Source organism: Anaerococcus murdochii, from assembly GCF_019957155.1.
GTDB lineage: Bacteria > Bacillota > Clostridia > Tissierellales > Peptoniphilaceae > Anaerococcus > Anaerococcus murdochii.
In genome coordinates, this window is record NZ_JAIPME010000002.1 from 1,543,292 (window position 1) to 1,564,163 (window position 20,872).

Annotated in this window: 21 protein-coding genes; 16 read left to right on the top strand and 5 right to left on the bottom strand. The window is 34.0% G+C overall.

Going from position 1 to position 20,872, the window contains the following annotated elements; translation table 11 throughout:
• Positions 1–22: 22 nt before the first annotated feature.
• Both K8P03_RS07805 and K8P03_RS07810 read right to left on the bottom strand, forming a co-directional pair.
• The gene (locus tag K8P03_RS07805) at positions 23–868 is read right to left on the bottom strand and encodes a zf-HC2 domain-containing protein (protein ID WP_223420126.1); all 846 of its coding nucleotides are present in this window, start codon (positions 866–868) and stop codon (positions 23–25) included.
• Positions 861–1,343 (bottom strand): RNA polymerase sigma factor, encoded by a 483-nt coding sequence (locus K8P03_RS07810; protein WP_223420128.1) that lies wholly within the window; start codon positions 1,341–1,343, stop codon positions 861–863. The genes K8P03_RS07805 and K8P03_RS07810 overlap by 8 nt, the downstream gene beginning before the upstream one ends.
• Positions 1,344–1,447: 104 nt before the next feature.
• Here K8P03_RS07810 and K8P03_RS07815 point away from each other — a divergent pair, with 104 nt between their 5' ends.
• The 16 genes from K8P03_RS07815 (at position 1,448) to uxaC (ending at position 18,995) form a co-directional block, all read left to right on the top strand.
• Entirely contained in the window at positions 1,448–2,308 is an 861-nt protein-coding gene (locus K8P03_RS07815; protein WP_223420130.1) for a GNAT family N-acetyltransferase, read from the top strand.
• A complete protein-coding gene (gene hemW, locus K8P03_RS07820) occupies positions 2,301–3,422 on the top strand; it encodes a radical SAM family heme chaperone HemW (RefSeq protein WP_223420133.1) in 1,122 nt (373 codons plus the stop codon). Before K8P03_RS07815 ends, hemW begins: the two co-directional genes overlap by 8 nt.
• A 59-nt stretch (positions 3,423–3,481) precedes the next feature.
• The gene (locus tag K8P03_RS07825; protein WP_223420135.1) at positions 3,482–4,435 is read left to right on the top strand and encodes a 3-hydroxyacyl-CoA dehydrogenase; all 954 of its coding nucleotides are present in this window, start codon (positions 3,482–3,484) and stop codon (positions 4,433–4,435) included.
• A gap of 162 nt (positions 4,436–4,597) precedes the next feature.
• Positions 4,598–5,611 carry a heat-inducible transcriptional repressor HrcA gene (hrcA, locus tag K8P03_RS07830; protein WP_223420137.1) on the top strand — a complete coding sequence of 338 codons (1,014 nt, stop codon included), beginning with the start codon at positions 4,598–4,600 and terminating at the stop codon, positions 5,609–5,611.
• Positions 5,612–5,627: 16 nt separating this feature from the next.
• Positions 5,628–6,179, top strand: a complete 552-nt coding sequence (gene grpE / locus K8P03_RS07835; RefSeq protein ID WP_223420139.1) for a nucleotide exchange factor GrpE — start codon at positions 5,628–5,630, stop codon at positions 6,177–6,179.
• A gap of 11 nt (positions 6,180–6,190) precedes the next feature.
• Positions 6,191–8,005, top strand: coding sequence for a molecular chaperone DnaK (gene dnaK, locus K8P03_RS07840; protein WP_223420141.1), 1,815 nt, complete (start codon positions 6,191–6,193; stop codon positions 8,003–8,005).
• A 96-nt stretch (positions 8,006–8,101) separates the two neighbouring features.
• On the top strand, positions 8,102–9,223 hold the full coding sequence (gene dnaJ, locus K8P03_RS07845; RefSeq protein WP_223420142.1) for a molecular chaperone DnaJ: 1,122 nt from the start codon (positions 8,102–8,104) through the stop codon (positions 9,221–9,223).
• Positions 9,220–10,518, top strand: a complete 1,299-nt coding sequence (mtaB, locus tag K8P03_RS07850; RefSeq protein WP_223420143.1) for a tRNA (N(6)-L-threonylcarbamoyladenosine(37)-C(2))-methylthiotransferase MtaB — start codon at positions 9,220–9,222, stop codon at positions 10,516–10,518. Before dnaJ ends, mtaB begins: the two co-directional genes overlap by 4 nt.
• A 56-nt stretch (positions 10,519–10,574) precedes the next feature.
• Entirely contained in the window at positions 10,575–10,916 is a 342-nt protein-coding gene (locus K8P03_RS07855; RefSeq protein WP_223420144.1) for a histidine triad nucleotide-binding protein, read from the top strand.
• 40 nt (positions 10,917–10,956) lie between these two features.
• Positions 10,957–11,139, top strand: a complete 183-nt coding sequence (rpsU, locus tag K8P03_RS07860; RefSeq protein ID WP_209771563.1) for a 30S ribosomal protein S21 — start codon at positions 10,957–10,959, stop codon at positions 11,137–11,139.
• Positions 11,140–11,749: 610 nt separating this feature from the next.
• Entirely contained in the window at positions 11,750–13,330 is a 1,581-nt protein-coding gene (locus tag K8P03_RS07865) for a mannitol dehydrogenase family protein (RefSeq protein WP_223420145.1), read from the top strand.
• A gap of 18 nt (positions 13,331–13,348) precedes the next feature.
• A complete protein-coding gene (uxuA, locus tag K8P03_RS07870; protein ID WP_223420146.1) occupies positions 13,349–14,419 on the top strand; it encodes a mannonate dehydratase in 1,071 nt (356 codons plus the stop codon).
• Between the two features lie 183 nt (positions 14,420–14,602).
• On the top strand, positions 14,603–15,628 hold the full coding sequence (locus K8P03_RS07875) for a TRAP transporter substrate-binding protein (RefSeq protein WP_223420147.1): 1,026 nt from the start codon (positions 14,603–14,605) through the stop codon (positions 15,626–15,628).
• Entirely contained in the window at positions 15,625–16,197 is a 573-nt protein-coding gene (locus K8P03_RS07880; protein ID WP_223420148.1) for a TRAP transporter small permease, read from the top strand. The genes K8P03_RS07875 and K8P03_RS07880 overlap by 4 nt, the downstream gene beginning before the upstream one ends.
• Entirely contained in the window at positions 16,197–17,498 is a 1,302-nt protein-coding gene (locus K8P03_RS07885; protein WP_223420149.1) for a TRAP transporter large permease, read from the top strand. Before K8P03_RS07880 ends, K8P03_RS07885 begins: the two co-directional genes overlap by 1 nt.
• 84 nt (positions 17,499–17,582) lie before the next feature.
• On the top strand, positions 17,583–18,995 hold the full coding sequence (gene uxaC, locus K8P03_RS07890) for a glucuronate isomerase (RefSeq protein ID WP_223420150.1): 1,413 nt from the start codon (positions 17,583–17,585) through the stop codon (positions 18,993–18,995).
• Between the two features lie 107 nt (positions 18,996–19,102).
• Here the strand turns inward: uxaC and K8P03_RS07895 are convergent, their stop codons facing one another.
• The 3 genes from K8P03_RS07895 to K8P03_RS07905 are packed head-to-tail and all read right to left on the bottom strand — an operon-like array spanning position 19,103 to position 20,831.
• Positions 19,103–19,294 (bottom strand): hypothetical protein, encoded by a 192-nt coding sequence (locus K8P03_RS07895; RefSeq protein ID WP_223420151.1) that lies wholly within the window; start codon positions 19,292–19,294, stop codon positions 19,103–19,105.
• Positions 19,291–20,121: a 16S rRNA (cytidine(1402)-2'-O)-methyltransferase gene (rsmI, locus tag K8P03_RS07900; protein WP_223420152.1), complete on the bottom strand. Its 831-nt coding sequence runs from the start codon at positions 20,119–20,121 to the stop codon at positions 19,291–19,293. Before rsmI ends, K8P03_RS07895 begins: the two co-directional genes overlap by 4 nt.
• Positions 20,121–20,831, bottom strand: a complete 711-nt coding sequence (locus tag K8P03_RS07905) for a tRNA1(Val) (adenine(37)-N6)-methyltransferase (protein WP_223420153.1) — start codon at positions 20,829–20,831, stop codon at positions 20,121–20,123. Before K8P03_RS07905 ends, rsmI begins: the two co-directional genes overlap by 1 nt.
• Between the last annotated feature and the right edge of the window lie 41 nt (positions 20,832–20,872).

A 20,872-nucleotide genomic window follows, 5' to 3' on the forward strand; every position in this document is an offset into this window, starting at 1 on the left:
GTATTTTAAAAGGATGTGAAATTCACATCCTTTTTTGTTCCCTTGCTATGCTTAGGAAGATCAAAAACAAATATATTCCTAAAGCTAGAAAGGCGATATATTTAAAATCGGTCATTGGGTAATAGGTCGGTGTATTTAGTCCCTTAATAGCAATAATTGCTAGGAAAAGCGATAGGGGTGCTCCTATTAGGAGGGTTTTTATTGGTAGACTTATGGCTTTTTTTCTTGATTTTTCTATCAAAAATATTAATAGTACAAGGCCTACAAAACCTATTAAAGAAAGTCTTGCATAAAATCCTAATAACAATCTAGGAAGGAGGGTTTGGTGAACTTCTCCAGAGCCAATAACCATATTTGGCATGGAATCGTGGTTTTGATATAGAACTGTTTTAAAATTATCCTTATGGAAAGTTAAAGATTTTCGCAGCCTTCTTTTATTAAAAATCTCGTCATATTTTGTAGAATAGGCATCAAGATAGATGGCGTCTTCTGTATCAGTGTAATCAATTCCACTTACCTTGTCAGAAAATTCCACAGTATATATTTTATCATTCCTATAAACTTTATATAAGTCCTTGTCATACTCAATATGCCTTGGAGTATTTAGGTATGACATGATAAAAATTAGGATAGACCCGATTAGAGCGATAGTAGCTAGAGTTGAGTATCGAGCCTCTTTTTTAATCCTTTTTTCAACAAAATCAAGTGGCTTTGTATTTTTACTTTCAATTTTAATTTCCTCTTTTAAAAGATTTTCGCACTCAGGACATGTTTTTAAATGGTCTTCTACAAAAGTTTTTGATTCTTCGCTTAAGAGATCTTCCTGATATAAGGGAAGCAAATCTTTTATAATTTCACAATTATTCATTTTTTTCCTCCAATAATATTTTTAATTTTTCTTTTGCCCTGTGGTAGACAACACAGGCCCAGTTTTGGTTTTTGTTGTAAATTTCTCCAATTTCCTTAAAAGATAAGTCGTTTAGTCTGAGTTTAACTATATCTTTGTAGGGATTTTCAAGCTTATTTATTGCTCTTTCTAAAGCAGTTAAATTTTCTTTTTCCAAAATATCTTTCTCAAAAGATTCCAAAGCTAAGTCAAAATCTTCGGTATTTTCTGTTAGTACAATCCTATTGTTTTTCTTATAATAGTTGTAATAGGTATTTTTGCCTATTTGAAATAGGTAGGATTTGACCTTTGAATCTTCTATATTTTCTATATTTTTCATAGCTTTTATAAAAGACTCTGAACATATATCCTGGGCAACTTCTTTGTTTTTGCATAGATACAGCAAAAACCTATATAAGTCGTCAAAATATATCCTATAAATTTTTTCTATATCCATGACCCCTCCTTCATATAGTAGACAAATAACTTAATCATATCTTACAAAATTTTAAAAAAAAATCCATTATTGTATAGTATTCCTATCAGAGCAAAGGAGAAATTATGGATATTAAAGTTGATTTTACTGATTTGCTAATTAGAATTGACAGGCTAACACTAAGAGCTTTTAATGATAATGACTTGGAAGATTTTTACGAATACGCCAAGACACCAGGACTTGGAGAAATGGCTGGCTGGCCTCATCATGAAAGTATAGATGATACTAGGGAAGTTTTAGAAAGATTTAAGAAAAACAAGGATGTTCTTGCTATAGAAAAGGATGGGAAAGTTATTGGATCAATCGGACTTCATCCTGTGGATGCTGAGTTTTATAAAGACTTTGAAGATAAAAAGGGCAAGGAAATAGGATTTGTATTAAGCGAAGCTTTCCAAAGGCAAAAAATAATGACCGAAGCTGTAAAAGCCCTTATGAAATATGCCTTTGAGGAATTAGACCTTGACTATATTTCAGCTGGTTATTTTAGGAACAATTTTAAGTCTAGGTCTTTTCAGAAAAAATTGGGTTTTACTTATTATGGAAGCCATATTGTGAAAATTCCGCTTGGAATTGTAGCGCCTGTCCATCAAACAATTTTTACTAAAGAAGATTATCAAAACAATAAGACTGGCCATGTGGAAGAGAAAAAAAATCCTAAAGCGAGCCAAGAATTAGTATTGAAATCAGACTCTGAAATCATAAAGAGATTGTATTTTGAAAAGGAAAATGAATTCGTTCCAAAAAATAGCGACAATCCTTATTATATTATTGTTATTGAGGGTAGGATTAGGGTTATTTCTGAAAATAAGGAATATACTTATTTTCCAGCCGATGCCCTAAGGATAAGTAAAGGCCAGGATTTTAAGATTATATCAAGATCTGATGCCAAAGTAGTATTGATAGAAATGACAGGTAAGAATGAATAAGGTTGGAGCCTATATCCACATTCCTTTTTGCGAGAAAAAGTGCTATTATTGCGATTTTGCAGCCTTTCCTAACTTGGAATCTTGGATAGAGCCTTATGTAGAAAATCTAATTAAAGAAATAAGACTTTATAGGGAGAGGATGGATGTCCTTATCGATTCAATTTACATTGGTGGGGGGACGCCTTCCTATATCGATCCTATATTTATAGAGAAAATTGTAGGTGAAATTTATAAATTTAAGACCGATCTTAAGGAATTTACCATAGAAGCAAACCCTAAGTCGCTTGACATGAGAAAATTGCAAACCTATAAGGCTTTGGGAATTAATAGGATTTCCTTAGGTGTCCAGTCCTTTGATGATACGGTTTTAAAAAATATTGGTAGAAACCATACTAGCCAAATAGCCATCAAAGATATTGAAATGATAAAAAATGCAGGTTTTGATAATCTTTCCTTTGATCTCATGTTAAACTTACCAGGTCAAGATTTTGCTAGTGTGAAAAGAGATTTGGAAATGGTTAAGGAATTAAAACCTAAGCATATTTCTTGGTATTCTTTAATTTTAGATAAGGGTTCAAGGTTTTATGCTCTAGAAAAGCAAGGAAAGCTTGACCTAATGGATTCTGATCTCGAAGTTGATATTTTTTCTTATTTGATAGACCAACTTGATAATCTTGGCCTTCATCGTTATGAGGTATCAAATTTTGCCCAAAAGGGTTTTGAGTCTTTCCATAACAAAAAATATTGGAACCAGGAAGGCTACCTAGGCTTTGGGATTGGAGCAGCAGGTTATCTTTCAAATCTTAGATACAATAATACTAGAAATCTTGCAGTTTACGATAAGATGCTCAAATCAAACAAGATTCCTATAATTAATAAGGATTTTGTTGATAAGGTTGAAAATGAAAAAGAATATATAATTTTCAAACTCAGAGAAACAGAGGGCATAAATCTGGAGGCCTTTAGGGATAAATACGGTATAGACTTTTTGGAAAAATATAAAGACCAAATAAATAAATTTAAAGATGATGGATTTTTTGAAATTGATAAAGTTATAAAATTTACAAAAAAAGGCATGAGCCTATCTAATGAATTTTTTGTAGAAATAATATAGGCTTTTAATTTCTATATTTTTGGGTATATAGGAAATATGAGAATTAAGGAGATGAAATTATGACAATACAAAAAGTAACAATAGCTGGCGGTGGTGTTTTGGGTGCACAAATTGCCTATGCAGCAGCCTTTCATGGATATGACGTAACAATTTGGGGAAGACGTGATGATTCAATCGAAAGAATCAAACCAAGAGTGGACCGTCTACATCAAATATATAGCGAAGAACTAGAAGTGGCTCCTTCTTATATTGGTGAGAAAAATCCAAACTACCCAAGATCATTTTTTGCTTCTAAAGAAGAAATTACTGAAGAAAGAATAGCTGAACTAAAAGAAGTTAACGAAAAAGTCTATAAGAGTTTTATATACACAACAGACTTAGAAGAAGGTTTTGGTCATGCAGACCTAGTTATAGAAGCAATTGCTGAAGTAGTTGACCAAAAGAAAGATTTCTATGAAAAAATTGCTCCATTCTTAAAGGAAGAGGCAATCCTTGTAACCAACTCTTCAACCCTACTACCTTCAATGTTTAGGGAATATACTGGTAGAGAAGAAAGGTTTTTAAGCCTTCACTTTGCAAATAATATCCACAGACAAAACTTAGCTGAGGTTATGAAACACGATAAGACCGATGATGGAGTAATGAAAGAAGTTGTTGAATTCGCAAGATCAATTGGTATGTATCCAGCTGTATTAAGAAAGGAACAACCAGGCTATATTCTAAACTCAATCCTTGTTCCAGTTCTAGGAGCAGGACTTACCCTATATGGAAATGATGTAGCAGACCCAGTTGACATCGACATGGACTGGAAAATCGGAACAGGTTCACCAAAGGGTCCATTTGAGATAATTGACTTAGTAGGCCTAACTACAGTTATCAATATCTTAAGTAATAATCCTGCATCACAAGACCCATCAACACCAATTGGTAAGGCTATGATCAAGCTAAAAGAAATGGCAGATAAGGGACATATTGGTATAGAATCTGGTCAAGGCTTCTATAAATATAAGTAGAAATCTTATAAAAGTGGCTAAAATGCCACTTTTTCTGTGAGAATAAAAGAAAAACTTAAAATAATTTAATATTTGATTTTAATTTACTTGACAATTAATCCTAACTTAGTATATTATTATTAGCAGTCGGAAGTAAAGAGTGCTAAAAAGGAGTGAAAGACTTTGAAAGATAGAAGAATGCAGATACTTTTCACTATCATAAATTCTTATATCTTGGGAGGAGAGCCAGTCGGTTCTAAGTCTTTGGCGGATGATTATTCCTTTGATGTATCAGCTGCCACAATTAGAAACGACATGAGTGATCTTGAGAAAAAAGGTCTCTTGAAAAAGGCCCACACTTCAAGCGGTAGACTCCCATCAGACAAGGGTTATAGGTTTTTTGTAGACTATTTACTTGAAAATGGTCTTATAAATGAAAGGCCTAGACCAGACTATACTAGTTTGAAAGATTCACTAGATAAGAGATACCACAATGCTACGGATATAGTAAGCTCCGCTACAAAGATTTTGGCAGGAATTACAAATCTAACAGCAGTATCAGTTACTTACAAAAATCAAATCAAATTAATTGCTAATATCGAAATGTTAAGGGTAAGCGAATCTTCCTTGCTCTTGATAGTAGTTTATGATAATGGCTTGATAGTAAACGACTTGATTAGGTTAAATTATAGTCCAGAAGACGAAGACCTGGAATTTTTAAACAGGCTCTTGCAAAGAGAGTTAATCGGGTCAAATATTTTAGACTTGTCTGATAAGATTAGGAAAATTGAAGAAAAGTTAAACCTCAATTATAAGTATTTACTCGATATAATCCAAACTAAGATGAAAAACGAATCTGACAAAGATTCGAAAAAAGAAATCAAGATAGAGGGTTTGGGTAATATATTCAGATTCAAAGAATTTGATGATATAGTAAAGGCTAAGGAATTTATCAATCTCTTTGAAAGTCCAGATATTATTACAGATTTTCTAACTGATAAAAATGATAAAAGCCTTGTCATCACTATCGGAGAAGAAAACGAAATCGACCAGTTAAAAGAAAATACAATCATAACTTCATATTTTAATGTAGATGAAAACACCATTGGTACAATCGGTGTGGTAGGTCTAACTAGGATAAATTATAAGGAAGTAATCGAGAGTATTAAACTAGTTTCAGATTTATTAAATCAATAAGAGGAAGGTGAATGATTTGGCAGACGATATCAAAAAAGACGAAAATCTCGACGAAGAAGCCAGAGATATAAAGGATATAGAAGACGAAATAGAAGCAGACCTTGATGAAGAAATAATTGACGCAGAAATAGTTGATGATGAAAAAGATGCTTCAGGAAATAACGAATATATAGAAAAATACCAAAGATTAATGGCTGACTTTGCAAATTACAAGCAAAGGGAAGAAAAGGCCAAGGCAGATTTTAAGAAGTTTGCATCAAGCTCTTTGATAGAAAAATTATTGCCAGTTCTTGATAATTTCGATAGGGCTCTCAAGGATAAGGACCCAGAAGACCCATTTGTTAAGGGTGTTATAATGACAAGAGATGAACTTGTCAAAACTCTTAAAAATGAAGGTCTAGAAGAAATCCCATCAGACGGCGAAAAATTTGATCACAATCTTCACCATGCAGTCATGACAGAAGAAAGTGACACTGTTAAAGAAGATTATATTATAGAAACATTCCAAAAAGGATATACATTAAACGGCAGAATCCTTAGACCAGCAATGGTTAAGGTAAGCAAGTAGGAGGAAAAATTATGGCAAAAATTATAGGAATTGACTTAGGTACAACAAACTCAGCAGTAGCTGTTATGGAAGGTGGCACACCAACTATTATCCCTAATAGCGAAGGTAATAGAACTACTCCATCAGTAGTAGCTTTCTCAAAAGACGGAGAAAGACTTGTAGGTGAAACAGCTAAAAGACAAGCAATCACCAACCCACACAGAACAATATCATCAGTTAAAAGAGAGATGGGCCACGACTGGAAAAGCCCTGAAATTGATGGCAAACAATATACACCTGAAGAAATATCTGCAATGATTCTTCAAAAATTGAAGGCAGACGCAGAGGCTTATCTAAATGATACAGTAACAAATGCAGTAATTACTGTACCTGCATACTTTACAGACGCTCAAAGACAAGCTACTAAAGATGCTGGACAAATCGCAGGTCTAAAAGTAGACAGAATTATAAACGAACCAACCGCAGCAGCTCTTGCATATGGTATGGATAAGGAAACTGACCAATCTAAGATTATGGTTTACGACCTTGGTGGTGGTACATTCGATGTTTCAATCCTAGAAGTAGGTGACGGAGTATTTGAAGTATTATCTACAAGAGGAAACAACAAACTAGGTGGAGATGACTTTGATAATGCAGTTGTAGATTATCTAGCAGCAGAATTTAAGAAAGAATCAGGCGTTGATCTTACAAAAGATTTAACAGCTATGCAAAGACTTAAAGATGCAGCTGAGAAAGCTAAGAAAGAATTATCTTCAACTCTAACAACAAATGTTAACTTACCATTCATTACAGCAGTAGATGGTCAACCTGTCCACTTAGACATCAACCTATCAAGGGCAAAATTTGATGAATTAACTCATGACCTAGTAGAAAAAACTAGAAAACCAGTAGAAGATGCTCTTCACGACGCAGGTCTATCAGAATCTGACATTGACAAGGTTCTTTTAGTAGGTGGTTCTACAAGGGTACCAGCTGTTCAAGAATTAGTTAAGAAAATAATTGGCAAAGACCCACAAAAAGATATCAACCCAGATGAATCAGTTGCAATCGGTGCAGCTATCCAAGGTGGTGTTTTAACAGGTGAAGTTAAAGACCTATTATTACTAGATGTAACACCTCTATCACTAGGTATTGAAACCCTTGGTGGAGTTGCTACAAAATTAATTGAAAGAAATACAACTATCCCAACCAAGAAATCACAAATATTCACAACTGCAGCAGATGGACAAACAGAAGTAGACATCCACGTAGTGCAAGGTGAACGTGAAATGGCAGCAGACAATACTACTCTAGGTAGGTTCCAACTTACAGGTATACCAGCAGCTAGACGTGGTGTGCCACAAATCGAAGTAACTTTCGATATAGATGCTAACGGTATTGTAAATGTAACAGCTAAGGACCAAGGTTCTGGCAAGGAACAAAAGATTACAATCACATCTTCATCTAACTTATCCGAAGAAGAAATTGATAAGAAAATCAAAGAAGCAGAGAAATTTGCAGAAGAAGATAAGAAGAAAAAAGAAGATATAGACGCTAAAAACAACGCAGAAAACCTAGTTTACCAAGCAAGAAAAACTGTAGAAGACGCTAAACTTGAAGGGGCTGATAAGGAAAATATCGAAGCTAAGGCAAAAGAACTTGAAGAAGCTATTAAAGCTAACGATATTGACAAAATCAAGAGCCTATCAGAAGAATTAACAAACGAAATCTACAAGGTAAGCGAAAAAATGTATAAGGCAAATGAAGCAAGCCAAGGCGAGGCTAGCGGAAAAGACGAAGACGTTGTTGATGCTGACTATGAAGTAATCGACGAAGACGAAGAATAATCTTTTGAAAGATTTACTATAGCTAGTATAATAAAAACAATTGATAAAAGGAGCTATTTCCTAGTGAAATAGCTTTTTTTAGTGATTGGAGGAGAAATGAGAGATCCATATGAAGTGCTGGGCGTTGGTAAAAACGCCTCAACTGATGAAATAAAAAGAGAATATAGGAAACTTGCCAAAAAATACCATCCAGACCTAAACCCAGATGATAAGGAAGCTGAGCAAAAATTTAAGGAAGCAACCTTATCCTATGAAATTCTTTCAGATCCAGAAAAGAAACAAAAATACGACACCTATGGAGCAGCAGCATTTGAAAACGGTGGTGCAGGCTTTAATGGCGGCTTTGGTGGAGGTTTTGGTGGCTTTGGTGATATTTTTGGTGATTTATTTGGAGATATATTTAATCAAGGTTATCAAAATAATGCAAAAAGACCAGTAAAGGGTGCAGACATCCAGCAAGTTGTAAACCTAACTTTCCAAGAAGCTGCCTTTGGTACAGAAAAGGAAATCCAAGTTAGACGAGAGGTAGAATGCCATGTTTGTCATGGTTCTAAGGCTGAGGAAGGATCAGAAAGCCATACTTGCCCAGATTGCCACGGTCAAGGTGTGGTTAATGAAATATCAAGAACACCTTTTGGAACCATGTCTAGGACTGTAACATGTTCTAAATGTCATGGAACTGGTGAAATTATTGATAAGCCATGCAAAAATTGCCATGGTTCAGGCAAGGAATATAAGTCTGAAAAAATTAAAATTGATATTCCATCAGGAGTTGAAGATAAAAATGTAATTAGACTTTCTGGCAAGGGTCATGTTGGGGAAAATGGAGGTCCTTTTGGTGATTTATATGTAATCCTTAGAGTATCTGACCATGAAATCTTTAAGCGAGATGGTCTTGATATTTATTATGAGATGCCAATTAGCTTTCCAACAGCAGCGCTAGGTGGCAAGATAAATGTGGCAACACTTAGAAAACCAGTAGAATTTGAAATCCCAGCAGGAACTCAAACCGGGGAAAGATTTACCATCAAAAATGAAGGAATCGAAGATAATAGAAAGGGAATTACTGGTAATCTTTATTTTTACGTAAAAGTCATAACTCCAACTAAGCTATCCAAAGAACAAAAAGAAGCCCTAAAGGCATATGCTGAGGCAAGTGGGGATGACGTTAAGGAAAACAAGTCATTTTTTGATAAAGTAAAGGACTTTTTTGAATGAAAAAAACATTTAACATACTAACCCTAGGCTGCAAGGTAAACCAGTACGAGTCAGAGGCCGTTGAGGAAATTTTTGAGTCAAGGGGCTTTGAAAGAGATGAAAAAAACGCAAGTGTCTACGTTATAAATACCTGCACAGTTACAAATATGTCTGACAGAAAGAGCCGTCAGATGATTTCAAGGGCTAGAAAAGATAATCCAGATGCCATAATAGCTGTAATGGGTTGTTATTCCCAAGTAAAACCAGAAGATGTGGCAAAAATCGAAGGCGTTGATATAATTTTAGGTTCAAGAAATAAGGAAGAAGTAGTAGATCTTTGTGAGGATATGCTTCAAAACAAGGAAGCAATTGATCAAGTAATCTCAGTTTCTGAGGAAAAAACCTTTGAAGACCTACAAATTTCAAACCAAACAGAAATGACCAGGGCCTATATGAAAATCCAAGACGGATGTAATATGTATTGCTCATACTGCCTCATTCCTTACGCAAGGGGCAATGTTGTAAGCCGTCCTATGGATTCTATTGTTAAAGAAGCTGAAAGATTAGCTCAAAATGGCTTTAAGGAAATAGTACTCACAGGCATCCACGTTGCAAGCTACGGCAAGGACATTAAGGACGGGACAAGCCTAATAGATGTAATTGAAAATGTGGCCAAGGTAGAAGGTATAGAAAGAATTCGACTTTCTTCAATGGAACCTAGACATATAACTAAAGATTTCCTCGAAAGGATGAAGGCTACTGAGAAGGCATGTGACCACTTCCACCTATCCCTCCAATCAGGATCAGATGATATCCTAAAGGCTATGAATAGGAAATACGATACAGCCATATTTAAAGAAAAGACTGACTTAATTAGAGAAGTCTTTCCAAACGCAGGACTTACAACAGATATTATTGTAGGTTTTCCTGGAGAAACTGACGAAAATCATAAAGAAACAATAGATTTTGTAAAAGAAATTAAATTTGCCAAAACTCATTTATTCAAATATTCAAAAAGAGATGGGACAAAAGCGGCTAGCATGAAAGACCAGGTTAATGGAAATATCAAAAAAGAACGCTTAAAAGATTTAGAAGCTATAGAGAAAATTAATAGGGAAGAATTTTTAAAAAAGCAAATTGGAAAGACACTTTCAGTTTTATTTGAAGAAAAATCTGACATGGCTGGATTCAAATCCGGATATTCAACAAATTATCTAAGGGTAAATGTGAAAAATGATAGTCTTCCAAGTAATGAAATCTATGACGTATTAATAACTGGTATAGAAAATGATGAATTAATTGGAGAAATAAGGTAAAAATACTTTACTCTTAAAAATAATTGTGGTAACATATATATTAATGGGGGTGAAGTATGGATTGTGTATTTTGTAAGATTGTAGATGGACAAATCCCATCTAAGATAATCTACGAAGATGAAGAGTTAATTGCATTTGACGATTTAGATCCACAAGCACCTATCCATTTTCTTGTTATACCAAAAAAGCACATCCAAAGTTTAGAAACTCTCGATGAGGCTGATAGTGAATTGATAGGCAAGATATTTTTGGCAATCAGAAAGATAGCCCATGATAAGGGTATAGCTGATTCTGGATATAGGATAGTCAACAACATAGGAGAAGATGGAGGACAAACTGTTCCTCACATGCATTTCCATGTTCTTGGCGATAGAAGCCTACAATGGCCACCAGGCTGATTTAAGTCTAGACCGTGCATATACGAGAGGGGGGATAGAGATGACAGAAATCAGAGTTGGAGAAAACGAATCAATCGACAGTGCGATTAAAAGATTCAAAAGACAATGCGCAAGATCCGGTGTACTTTCTGAATATAGAAGAAGAGAACACTACGAAAAACCAAGCGTTATAAAGAAAAAGAAAATCGACGCTGCTAAAAGAAAAAACAGAAAAAGAAAATAATAATTTAACCATCCACAATGTGGGTGGTTTTTTTATGGATTTTGAAAATGATTAAAAGCTAATTTTATAATTAAAGAGAGGCAAACTTTCTTATATTTTAATAAGTAATTATAAAAATATTTCTTTAAATTTTTCGGATTTTAACTTAGTATTTTATTTAATTCATAATACTTTGCAATAATAGTTCTATTTTTCTTACTTTAATTTATCCAATTTAATAAATTATAAACAAATAATCAGGGTTATAATTTTAACAATCATTGACTATGTTGAGTATATATTATATAATTTTAATGAGAAAACGTTAACGAAGATATTTGTCACTAACTTTACTAACTACTTTACTTGTAGTTTTTTTATATTTTCACTAAATTATTTGGTGAAAAAATATAGGGCAAATAGCCCTATAAAAATTTTTCAGTAAAATGTAACCGCTTACAAATATAAATTAAGATATTATAAAAACTTTATATTTTATTTTAAATTCTTGGTTAAGATTGATTTATTCGGGGTAGTAAAGTTATGAAAATATCTTGGTAATGGATTCTATTATAAAGATACTTGAAGTTATAAATGGGATGAGAACAATAAGTAAAAGAAAGGATTGTGTATGAAATTAAATTTAGAAAATTTATCTAAGGCAAATGAAAAGGTTGACAAAAAGGTATCCTATGATGTCAAACAATTAAGGGAAGATTCTATAAGAGACCCTAAGTGGTTGGCTTTTGGATCTGGAAATATTTTTAGAGCCTATATTGCAAGAATTGGTCAAGACTTGGTCAATGAGGGATATTTTGATAGGGGAATTTCTGTTGTTGAGACCTTTGATACAGAAATTATTGAAAAGACCTATAAACCATTCGACAATCTTTGCTTATCTGTGACTCTTCATAAAGATGGTAACTTTGATACTAACTTGATTGCGAACTTAGCGGAAAGTCTAACCTTAAAGGACCTTGAAAGAATTACAGAAATATTTTTAAATGATAATCTTCAAATAGCATCCTTTACAATTACTGAAAAAGGTTACAATCTTTATGCTCCGAATGGTGAGTTAATGGATGTTGTTAAGGCTGATTTAGAAAATGATCCTGAAGATAGCAAACATCTTATGAGTATAGTTACAAGTCTACTTTATAAGAGATTTAGTAAGAATGAAAAGCCACTTACACTTCTAAGCCTTGATAACTGCTCAGAAAATGGGGATAAGGTCAAAGCTTCTATCATGCTTATAGCTAAGAAATGGAATGAAAATGGGAAAGTAAATGATGATTTCATCAAATACCTAGAAGAAAAAGTTTCTTTCCCACTAACTATGATTGATAAAATTACTCCAAGACCAGCTAGCGAAGTTAAAAAATATGTAGAAAATCTTGGTTTTGAAGATATGGATATTGTAGTTACCTCAAAAAATACCTACACAGCACCATTTGTAAATAGTGAAGAGTCTGAATATTTAGTAATGGAAGATGATTTCAAAAATGGTAGACCAGATTTCACAAAAGTAGGTGTTTTCCTAACTGATAGGGATACTGTAAATAAGGTTGAGACAATGAAGGTAACAACCTGTCTAAATCCTTTGCACACAGTTTTAGCAACTTATGGCTGCGTTTTAGGTCATACAACAATTGCAGAAGAAATGCAAGATGAAGATTTAGTTAAATTAATAAAGAAAATCGGTTATGATGAGGGATTAAAGGTAGTTGTTGATCCTGGTATCATAAATCCTAAAGACTTTATTGATGAAGTTATCAATGTGAGATTCCCAAATAAATTTATGCCTGATACACCACAAAGGATTGCAACTGATACATCTCAGAAGATTTCTGTAAGATTTGGCCAAACCATTAAAGGGTATATAAAAGATAAGGACCTTAAGGTAGAAGACCTTAAATTCATACCACTAGCCTTAGCAGGTTACTTAAGATACCTATTAGGGGTAAATGATGAGGGAGAAGCTTTTGAGCTTTCAAGTGATCCTTTGATGGATTACCTAAAAGAAAGTCTTGATGGAATCACTCTTGGAAACTTTAAAGTAACAGAAGGTTTGAAAGATATTTTAAGAAATAAAGAAATATTTGGTCTTGATTTGGAAGAAGTTGGTCTTGATAAAATTGTTACTGATTACTTCGAAGAATTGTCAGCTGGTCCAGGAAGTGTAAGAGCTACACTTGAAAAATATCTAGGATAGAAAAGGAGAGATAAGCTTATGAAAATGACTTTTAGACACTATGGAAACAACGACCCAATTTCACTTGAGTACATTGCCCAGATTCCAGGTGTGACTGGTGTAATGGTAATGATGAACGAGTGGGAAGCAGGAGAAGTTTGGGAGAAAGATGTATTCCAAGAATATGTTGATAAATGCCATGCTGTAGGTCTTGAATGTGAAATAATTGAGTCAATCAACGTTCACGAAGATATTAAAATGGGTCTTCCTACTAGGGATAAATACATTGAAAATTATAAACAATCTCTTAGAAATGTCGCTGCTTGTGGTGTAAAGACTGTAATTTATAACTTCATGCCAGTATTTGACTGGGTAAAGACAGAATTATATAAAGTTCTTCCAGATGGTTCAAACACACTTGCCTTTGACCAAGCAAAAGTAGAAGGCCTATCACCTCGTGATATGGTTAATGAAATCCTTGATGGGGCTGGAAACTTTGAACTTCCAGGCTGGGAACCAGAAAGATTAGCTCAACTTGAAGAAGTTCTAGATAAATATAAGGATATAGACGAAGATAAACTAAGAGAAAACTACAAATATTTCCTTGAAGGAATTATCCCAACTTGTGAAGAAGTAGGCATCAAGATGGCTGTTCACCCAGATGATCCAGCTTGGCCAATCTTTGATATTCCAAGAATCACATCTACACCAGAAGATTTAGAAAAAATTGTAAACCTTGTTGATTCTCCATCAAATACACTTTGCATTTGTACAGGATCTTTAGGATCAAGAGTCGAAAATAATGTGCCAGAAATAATTAAAGATTATGCTAAAAGAGGCAAAATTGGAGCAATGCACGTAAGAAACATTAAGTTTACTGGTGAAAAACAATTCTATGAATCAGCTCACTTATCAAAATGTGGTTCTTTAGATATGTATGAAATCATGAAGGCTCTTTATGAAGGTGGCTTTGATGGTTATCTAAGACCAGACCACGGCAGAATGATTTGGGGTGAAGAAGGTAGGGCAGGATATGGTCTATACGACAGAGCCCTAGGCGTTGCTTACCTAAACGGTCTTTGGGAAGCTATAGATAAGGCAAATAAATAAATTGAGACAAAACTTAATGAGTAGGGCTTGGTTTTAAAGCCAGCCCTGCTTTAAGTGTTAATAAAAATTATTAGTTTTCATATAGAAAAAACTATTTATAGCTAGCTTTTGATTTTAATATTAAATTATAAAATTAGGTGTTTAAGTTAATAAAGTTAGCATATACACCAGAATCGAGGAATTATGATTAAAAAAATTATGAAAATTGCCTTGGGATTTTTTGCTATATGCATTTTTACAGCATGCGGCAACAAAGGACCTGATGCAGGCAAGACAATTATTAGGATTGGCCACAACCAATCTCAAAACCACCCTACCCACAAAGGATTATTAGCTTTTGAAAAATATATAGAGGATAATCTCGGGGATAAGTATGATGTGCAAGTATTCCCATCAGAACTTCTAGGTTCACAAACAGATATGGTTCAGCTTACACAAACTGGAGCTATAAATATGGTTGTTGCAAGTAACTCAATCCTTGAAACCTTTGACGATTTCTATGAAATTTTCAACCTTCCATACCTTTTTGCTTCAAGTGAAGCCTACCACGCAGTTATGGATGATAAGTCAATAACTGATCCTATTTTTACATCTACTAGAGATGGTGGATTTGAAGCTGTAACCTGGCTTGATGCAGGAAGCCGTTCTTTCTATACTGTAAAAAAACCAATAGAAAAACCAGAAGATTTAAAAGGCCTTAAAATCAGAGTCCAACAATCACCAACCAACGTTAGAATGATGGAACTTTTGGGAGGTTCTGCATCTCCAATGGGCTTTGGTGAAGTATATACAGCTCTTCAATCAAATATCATTGACGGGGCAGAAAATAATGAAATGAGTTTAACAGATAATGGTCACGGAGAAGTTTGTAAGTTTTATTCTTACGATATGCACCAGATGATTCCAGATATTGTCCTTGCTAACTATGAATGGTTAGAAGGTCTTGGAGAAGATAGAAAAGTCTTCGATGAAGGATTTAAGATTATAAACAAGGTTCAAAGAGAAGAGTGGACTAAGGCTGTAGAAAATGCCAAAGAAGGTGCAGTGAAAATGGGAGTTCAATTTTCATATCCTGATCAAAAACCTTTTGTTGATGCAGTTGCACCATTAACCCAAGAAGTTTTATCAAGAAACGAAAAATTAAAACCTGTTTATGAGAAAATCCAAGAATACAACAAAAAATACCCAGCTAAGGAGGCAAGTAAATGAGAAAAGCCCTTGAAAATCTAATGAAATTTTTAACAGCTGGTACTCTTTTAGTCATGCTATTATTTGTAGTATGGCAAGTATTTACCAGATACGTCTTATCAAACCCATCAACATGGTCCGAAGAGTTGGTATCATATTTGTTTGCATGGTCAACTCTTTTTGGAGCAAGCCTTATTGTTAGCGAAAGAGGCCACATGAATATACCTGTTTTAATAGATACAAAATCTGTTAAAACACAAAAAAATGCTAGTATATTCTCTGAAATAATGATCTTCCTATTCTCACTAATTGTTCTTACTTACGGTGGAATCAGGATTACAAACCTAGCCCTAAATCAATTGACATCTTCACTTGGAGTTGCAATAGGAATTTTCTATATACCTCTTCCAGTAGCAGGAATAATCAACATGATTTTCTGCATACTAAATATTAAGGACATCTTAGATGGTAAGGTTGAATTTTTCCAAGCTAAGTCAGCATCAGAGATTTCTGAAAGATTGGCAAATGATGCTAGCGAAGTTTCAAAATATGAAAATGAAGACCTAGATATAAATATGGGAGGTAAATAATGGGTGGACAAGCATTAGCAGTAATATTAATAGTTTTAGCAGCCCTATTGATAATAGGAGTGCCAATTGCCTTTTCAATTGGTATAGCATCAATAGTGACAATAATGTCAACTGTTCCATTAAATGTTGCGGTATTAACAGCAGCACAAAGAACCTTCGTCGGCATGAGCTCCTTCACTCTTACAGCCATTCCGTTTTTTATCTTGGCTGGAAACTTCATGAATGAAGGTGGAATTGCAAAGAGATTAGTAGACTTTGTAATGGCGATTTTAGGTAAATTACCAGGAGCACTCTTGGTAACAAATGTAGGTGCAAACGCACTTTTTGGAGCAATTTCAGGCTCAGCTTCAGCAGCTGCAGCAGCAGTTGGATCTATGGTTAGGTCAGGAGAAGACGAATTAGGTTATGACCGAGGTTTATCAGCAGCAGCAAACGGATCATCAGCACCAGCAGGTCTTCTAATCCCACCATCAAACGCTCTTATTACCTATTCCTTAGTATCGGGCGGTACATCTGTAGCAGCACTATTCTTAGCAGGCTACATCCCAGGATTAATCTGGGCCTTAGCTTGTACAATAGTTGCCGTAGCAATAGCTAAGAAAAAGGGATACAAGGGAACTGAAGGTAAGTTTTCTTGGTCAAATCTAGGAAGAGCAACACTTGCAGCCCTACCATCTTTGGGACTAATTGTAGTAGTAATCGGTGGTATTGTAGCAGGAGTATTTACAGCAACAGAAGGATCAGCTATTTCCGTTGTATATTCCTTAATCCTAGGACTCCTATATAAAAACCTAAATTTCAAAAAAATAATAAATATCTTAGTAGAATCAGCTAAAATGAGTGCTATTGTTGTATTTTTGATAGGTGTATCAAATATCTTATCATGGGTTATGGCCTTCACAGGAATTCCACAAATGATAGGAGAAAGCTTATTATCAATAACAACAAACCCAATAATCATCCTATTAATAATGAACGTAATTTTATTAATATCTGGAACTTTCATGGACGTTACACCAGCAATATTAATATTTACTCCATTATTTTTACCGATTGTTCAAGAATTTGGTATCCATCCAGTACAATTTGGTCTAATAATTGTATACAACCTATGTATCGGAAACATTACACCTCCAGTAGGTAATACCTTATTCGTAGCAATCAAGATTGGGGATACCACTCTAGCCAAGGTAATGCCATACATGCTAAGGTACTACGCTTTAATCCTAATAGGATTATTATTAGTAACTTATGTACCAGCAATCTCACTAGGCCTACCACAAGCAGCAGGATTAATTTAATATTATGTTGGCAGGGTGAATACCTTGCCAATATTTTTAACAATAATTACAAAAAATACATTTTATTACCATTAGGAGGTAAATATGAAGAAGTTTCTTGATGAAAATTTTATGATTAACAATGAATTTGGACAAATGCTCTACCATAACTATGCAGCAAAAATGCCTATATTTGATTTTCACTGCCACCTAGAGGCTAAGGAAATTTATGAGAATAAAAATATTCCATCAATTACTGAGGCTTGGCTTGGTGGAGACCACTATAAATGGAGGGTTATGAGGGCTTGTGGTGTGGAAGAAAAATATATCACAGGTGATGCATCTGACTTTGAAAAGTTTGAAAAATACGCAGAAGTGATTCCAAACCTAATAGGAAATCCTATCTATCATTGGACACATTTGGAACTTAAGAATTTCTTTGGAATAGACTATCCGTTAAACAAGGAAAATGCAAAGGAAGTTTTTGATAAATGTAATGAACTTTTGGCTAAGGATGAATTTAGGCCAAGAGGTCTAATCGAGATGAGTAATGTAGCTGCAGTTTGTACTACAAATGATCCTGCAGAAGATCTTTCTTATCATAAATTACTAGCAGAAGATGAAAGTTTTAAGGTTAAAGTATTGCCAGCCTATAGGCCAGATAATGCTTTATATATTGAAAAAGACGGATTTGCAGATTATATTAAAAAACTTTCTGGATCTGTAGGATTTGAGATTAAAAATTATTCAGAAATCAAAAAAGCCCTTGTAAAAAGGATGGAATATTTTAAAGAACTAGGCTGTATGGCAAGTGACCAAGCCTTTGCTTTTATACCATACAAGAGGGCAAGTGAAGAAGAACTTAACGAAATAGTCCAAAAGAAATTATCAGGCAAGGAAGTTTGCTCAGAATGTGAAGAAAAATACAAGACAGAGTTAACTATTTTCCTAGCCAAAGAATACAAAAAACTTGATTGGGCGATGGAAATCCATGTTGGAGTAATAAGAAATAACTCAAAGGTCTTATTTGAAAAATTAGGAGCAGACGTAGGTGGAGATAGCCAAAACGACTTAAGTTATGCAGAAAACCTTGCTAACCTACTTTCAGATTTTGAAGAAAATGATGGCCTACCAAGAACAGTTATTTTCCCATTAAATCCAAAAGACCACTTCCCAATAGCAACTATAGGCGGATCATTTAACAGGGCAAATCCTGATAATATGCAAAATATCCAACTAGGAACAGCTTGGTGGCACCTAGACCACAAGGAAGGCATGATTGAGCAATTAAAGGTATTTTCAAGCGTAGGAGTCCTAGCAAAATTCATAGGTATGCTAACAGACTCAAGATCTTTCCTATCTTATCCAAGACACGAATATTTCAGAAGAATCCTCTGCAACTTCATAGGTGAATTAGTAGAAAACGGCGAATATCCAGCTGATGAAGAATTCTTAGGCAAGGTTGTGGAAGATATTTGCTATAACAATGCAAGAAAATATATAAAGATAGATTTATAAGGTAAGTTAATGTAAACAAAAACCTCTTAACAGGTATTTAATAAAGTTAAGAGGTTTTTTATTGATGCAAAATGCACTGGATTTTTAGAAAATGAGTTTATATTTTTTTATTTATTTCTTTTTAATCCTTTTATGATAAAATAAATTGTAAATCCTAGATAGGCTATATAAATAAGATAAGTAAATTCCAATGGAAAAGGGAAAGATGCTTCAGGGTGACCTAGGGCATATTTTATGAAAACTATGGCGATGAAAAGCATTCCTAGTCCTATAAATAAATATTTTTTAGAATTTCTCATGGATTAATCCTTTCAAAGTTAATTACATATTCATAAATTTCATTTTTTGAAAAAGTACTTTCTTTTTTAATTTTCTTTACGATTTCTTTAGTAGTCTTGCCATCATCAATCATTTCTTTTATTTTTTCATCAAAACTTGAAATATCATCAGTTTCTTCTTCTTTTTTACCTTCTAAAATTAAGACGAATTCACCCTTGAAAGTGATTTGATCTGGGTCTATATCTTTGATTGTGTAGGTCTTGTATTCCTCAAATTTCTTAGTTAGTTCCCTAGCAATTGTAAGCTTTCTTTCTGGAAAGATTTCTTTAAAGTCTTCGATGGTTTTTCCTAGGTTGTGGACAGAGTCGAAAATAATCGAAGTTTTTTCTTCGTTTTTTAATTTTTCGTACAATTCATTTTTTTCCTTGGATTTCTTGCCGATAAATCCATAAAAGGTAAAAGCTGACATATCCTGACCGGACCCTATGAGGGCTGTGAGTATTGAGCTTGGACCAGGAAGGATTGTGTATGATATATTATTTTCAATGCATTTTTTGATTAAAATTTCACCAGGATCAGACATTCCAGGCATACCCTGGTCGCTTATTACTCCTATTGTTATTCCTTCGCTTGCTTTTTTAATTAGCTCTTCGCTTTTGGCTTGCTCATTAAATTTGTGGTAAGAAGTAAGTGGCTTAGATATTTCATAAAAGTCTAAGAGTTTTTTAGATTCTCTAGTATCTTCACAAGCAATTAGGTCGCATGCCTTTAGGGTATTTATTGCTCTTATTGTCATGTCTTCGAGGTTGCCGATAGGTGTTGGCACAAAATATATTTGGTAATCCATTAGTCCTCCTTGTAGGTTCCATTTATTTTCCTAACCTGGTCAGTGTATTTCCCGTCCTTATAGATTATGATTGGGTCTTCGATTTTTATCCCATCTTTTGCGTTTTTTACAAATTCTATTATGATAAACTGGGGTTTGGTATCGTAGGTAGAAGATGCAAATTGTATTCTTTTCGCTTTTACATTTCCACACTTATTAAAAATTTCTACCATGCGTTCTGGTTTATGAATCATAAAAAGCTTGCCCTTATCCTTTAGGGTTTTGTTTGCAAAGGCAAAAATATCGTCAAGATTTAAATAGAGTTCTTGCCTTGAAATTAGGAATTCCTCGTCTTTATTTTTTATGTTTTGGTCAATCTTGTAGTAAGGGGGATTGCTTATAATATAATCTAGGCTGTTTTCCTTAAAATCAATCTTGTTTAGGTCTTCGTTTATTATTTCTATATTTTTAATACCGTTAAGGTCTAAATTTTCTTTTAGGATTTTTGCTTTTGCCTCTTGGATTTCTACGGCATAGACTTTTTCTAAATCGTAAAGGCCGTTTGCCATCATTGCTAAAATCCCATTACCTGACCCAATATCAAGGAGAATTTTATTTTTCTTCATCTTTGCAAAATCTCCTAATAAAATCGAGTCTATTCCAAAAGAATAGGAACCATCAACGTGGATCATTTTTAAATTTGTACGTGGAATATAATCTAATTTTCTCATATTTATATTATAACAGATATGTAAATATTGTTAAATTCAAT

Excerpts from the sequence above, each read along its gene's own strand:
- K8P03_RS07805 (WP_223420126.1), bottom strand. The coding sequence starts at position 868 with ATGAATAATTGTGAAATTATAAAAGATTTGCTTCCCTTATATCAGGAA.
- K8P03_RS07810 (WP_223420128.1), bottom strand. The coding sequence starts at position 1,343 with ATGGATATAGAAAAAATTTATAGGATATATTTTGACGACTTATATAGG.
- K8P03_RS07815 (WP_223420130.1), top strand. The coding sequence starts at position 1,448 with ATGGATATTAAAGTTGATTTTACTGATTTGCTAATTAGAATTGACAGG.
- hemW (WP_223420133.1), top strand. The coding sequence starts at position 2,301 with ATGAATAAGGTTGGAGCCTATATCCACATTCCTTTTTGCGAGAAAAAG.
- K8P03_RS07825 (WP_223420135.1), top strand. The coding sequence starts at position 3,482 with ATGACAATACAAAAAGTAACAATAGCTGGCGGTGGTGTTTTGGGTGCA.
- dnaK (WP_223420141.1), top strand. The coding sequence starts at position 6,191 with ATGGCAAAAATTATAGGAATTGACTTAGGTACAACAAACTCAGCAGTA.
- dnaJ (WP_223420142.1), top strand. The coding sequence starts at position 8,102 with ATGAGAGATCCATATGAAGTGCTGGGCGTTGGTAAAAACGCCTCAACT.
- mtaB (WP_223420143.1), top strand. The coding sequence starts at position 9,220 with ATGAAAAAAACATTTAACATACTAACCCTAGGCTGCAAGGTAAACCAG.
- K8P03_RS07855 (WP_223420144.1), top strand. The coding sequence starts at position 10,575 with ATGGATTGTGTATTTTGTAAGATTGTAGATGGACAAATCCCATCTAAG.
- rpsU (WP_209771563.1), top strand. The coding sequence starts at position 10,957 with ATGACAGAAATCAGAGTTGGAGAAAACGAATCAATCGACAGTGCGATT.
- K8P03_RS07865 (WP_223420145.1), top strand. The coding sequence starts at position 11,750 with ATGAAATTAAATTTAGAAAATTTATCTAAGGCAAATGAAAAGGTTGAC.
- uxuA (WP_223420146.1), top strand. The coding sequence starts at position 13,349 with ATGAAAATGACTTTTAGACACTATGGAAACAACGACCCAATTTCACTT.
- K8P03_RS07875 (WP_223420147.1), top strand. The coding sequence starts at position 14,603 with ATGATTAAAAAAATTATGAAAATTGCCTTGGGATTTTTTGCTATATGC.
- K8P03_RS07880 (WP_223420148.1), top strand. The coding sequence starts at position 15,625 with ATGAGAAAAGCCCTTGAAAATCTAATGAAATTTTTAACAGCTGGTACT.
- K8P03_RS07885 (WP_223420149.1), top strand. The coding sequence starts at position 16,197 with ATGGGTGGACAAGCATTAGCAGTAATATTAATAGTTTTAGCAGCCCTA.
- uxaC (WP_223420150.1), top strand. The coding sequence starts at position 17,583 with ATGAAGAAGTTTCTTGATGAAAATTTTATGATTAACAATGAATTTGGA.
- K8P03_RS07895 (WP_223420151.1), bottom strand. The coding sequence starts at position 19,294 with ATGAGAAATTCTAAAAAATATTTATTTATAGGACTAGGAATGCTTTTC.
- rsmI (WP_223420152.1), bottom strand. The coding sequence starts at position 20,121 with ATGGATTACCAAATATATTTTGTGCCAACACCTATCGGCAACCTCGAA.
- K8P03_RS07905 (WP_223420153.1), bottom strand. The coding sequence starts at position 20,831 with ATGAGAAAATTAGATTATATTCCACGTACAAATTTAAAAATGATCCAC.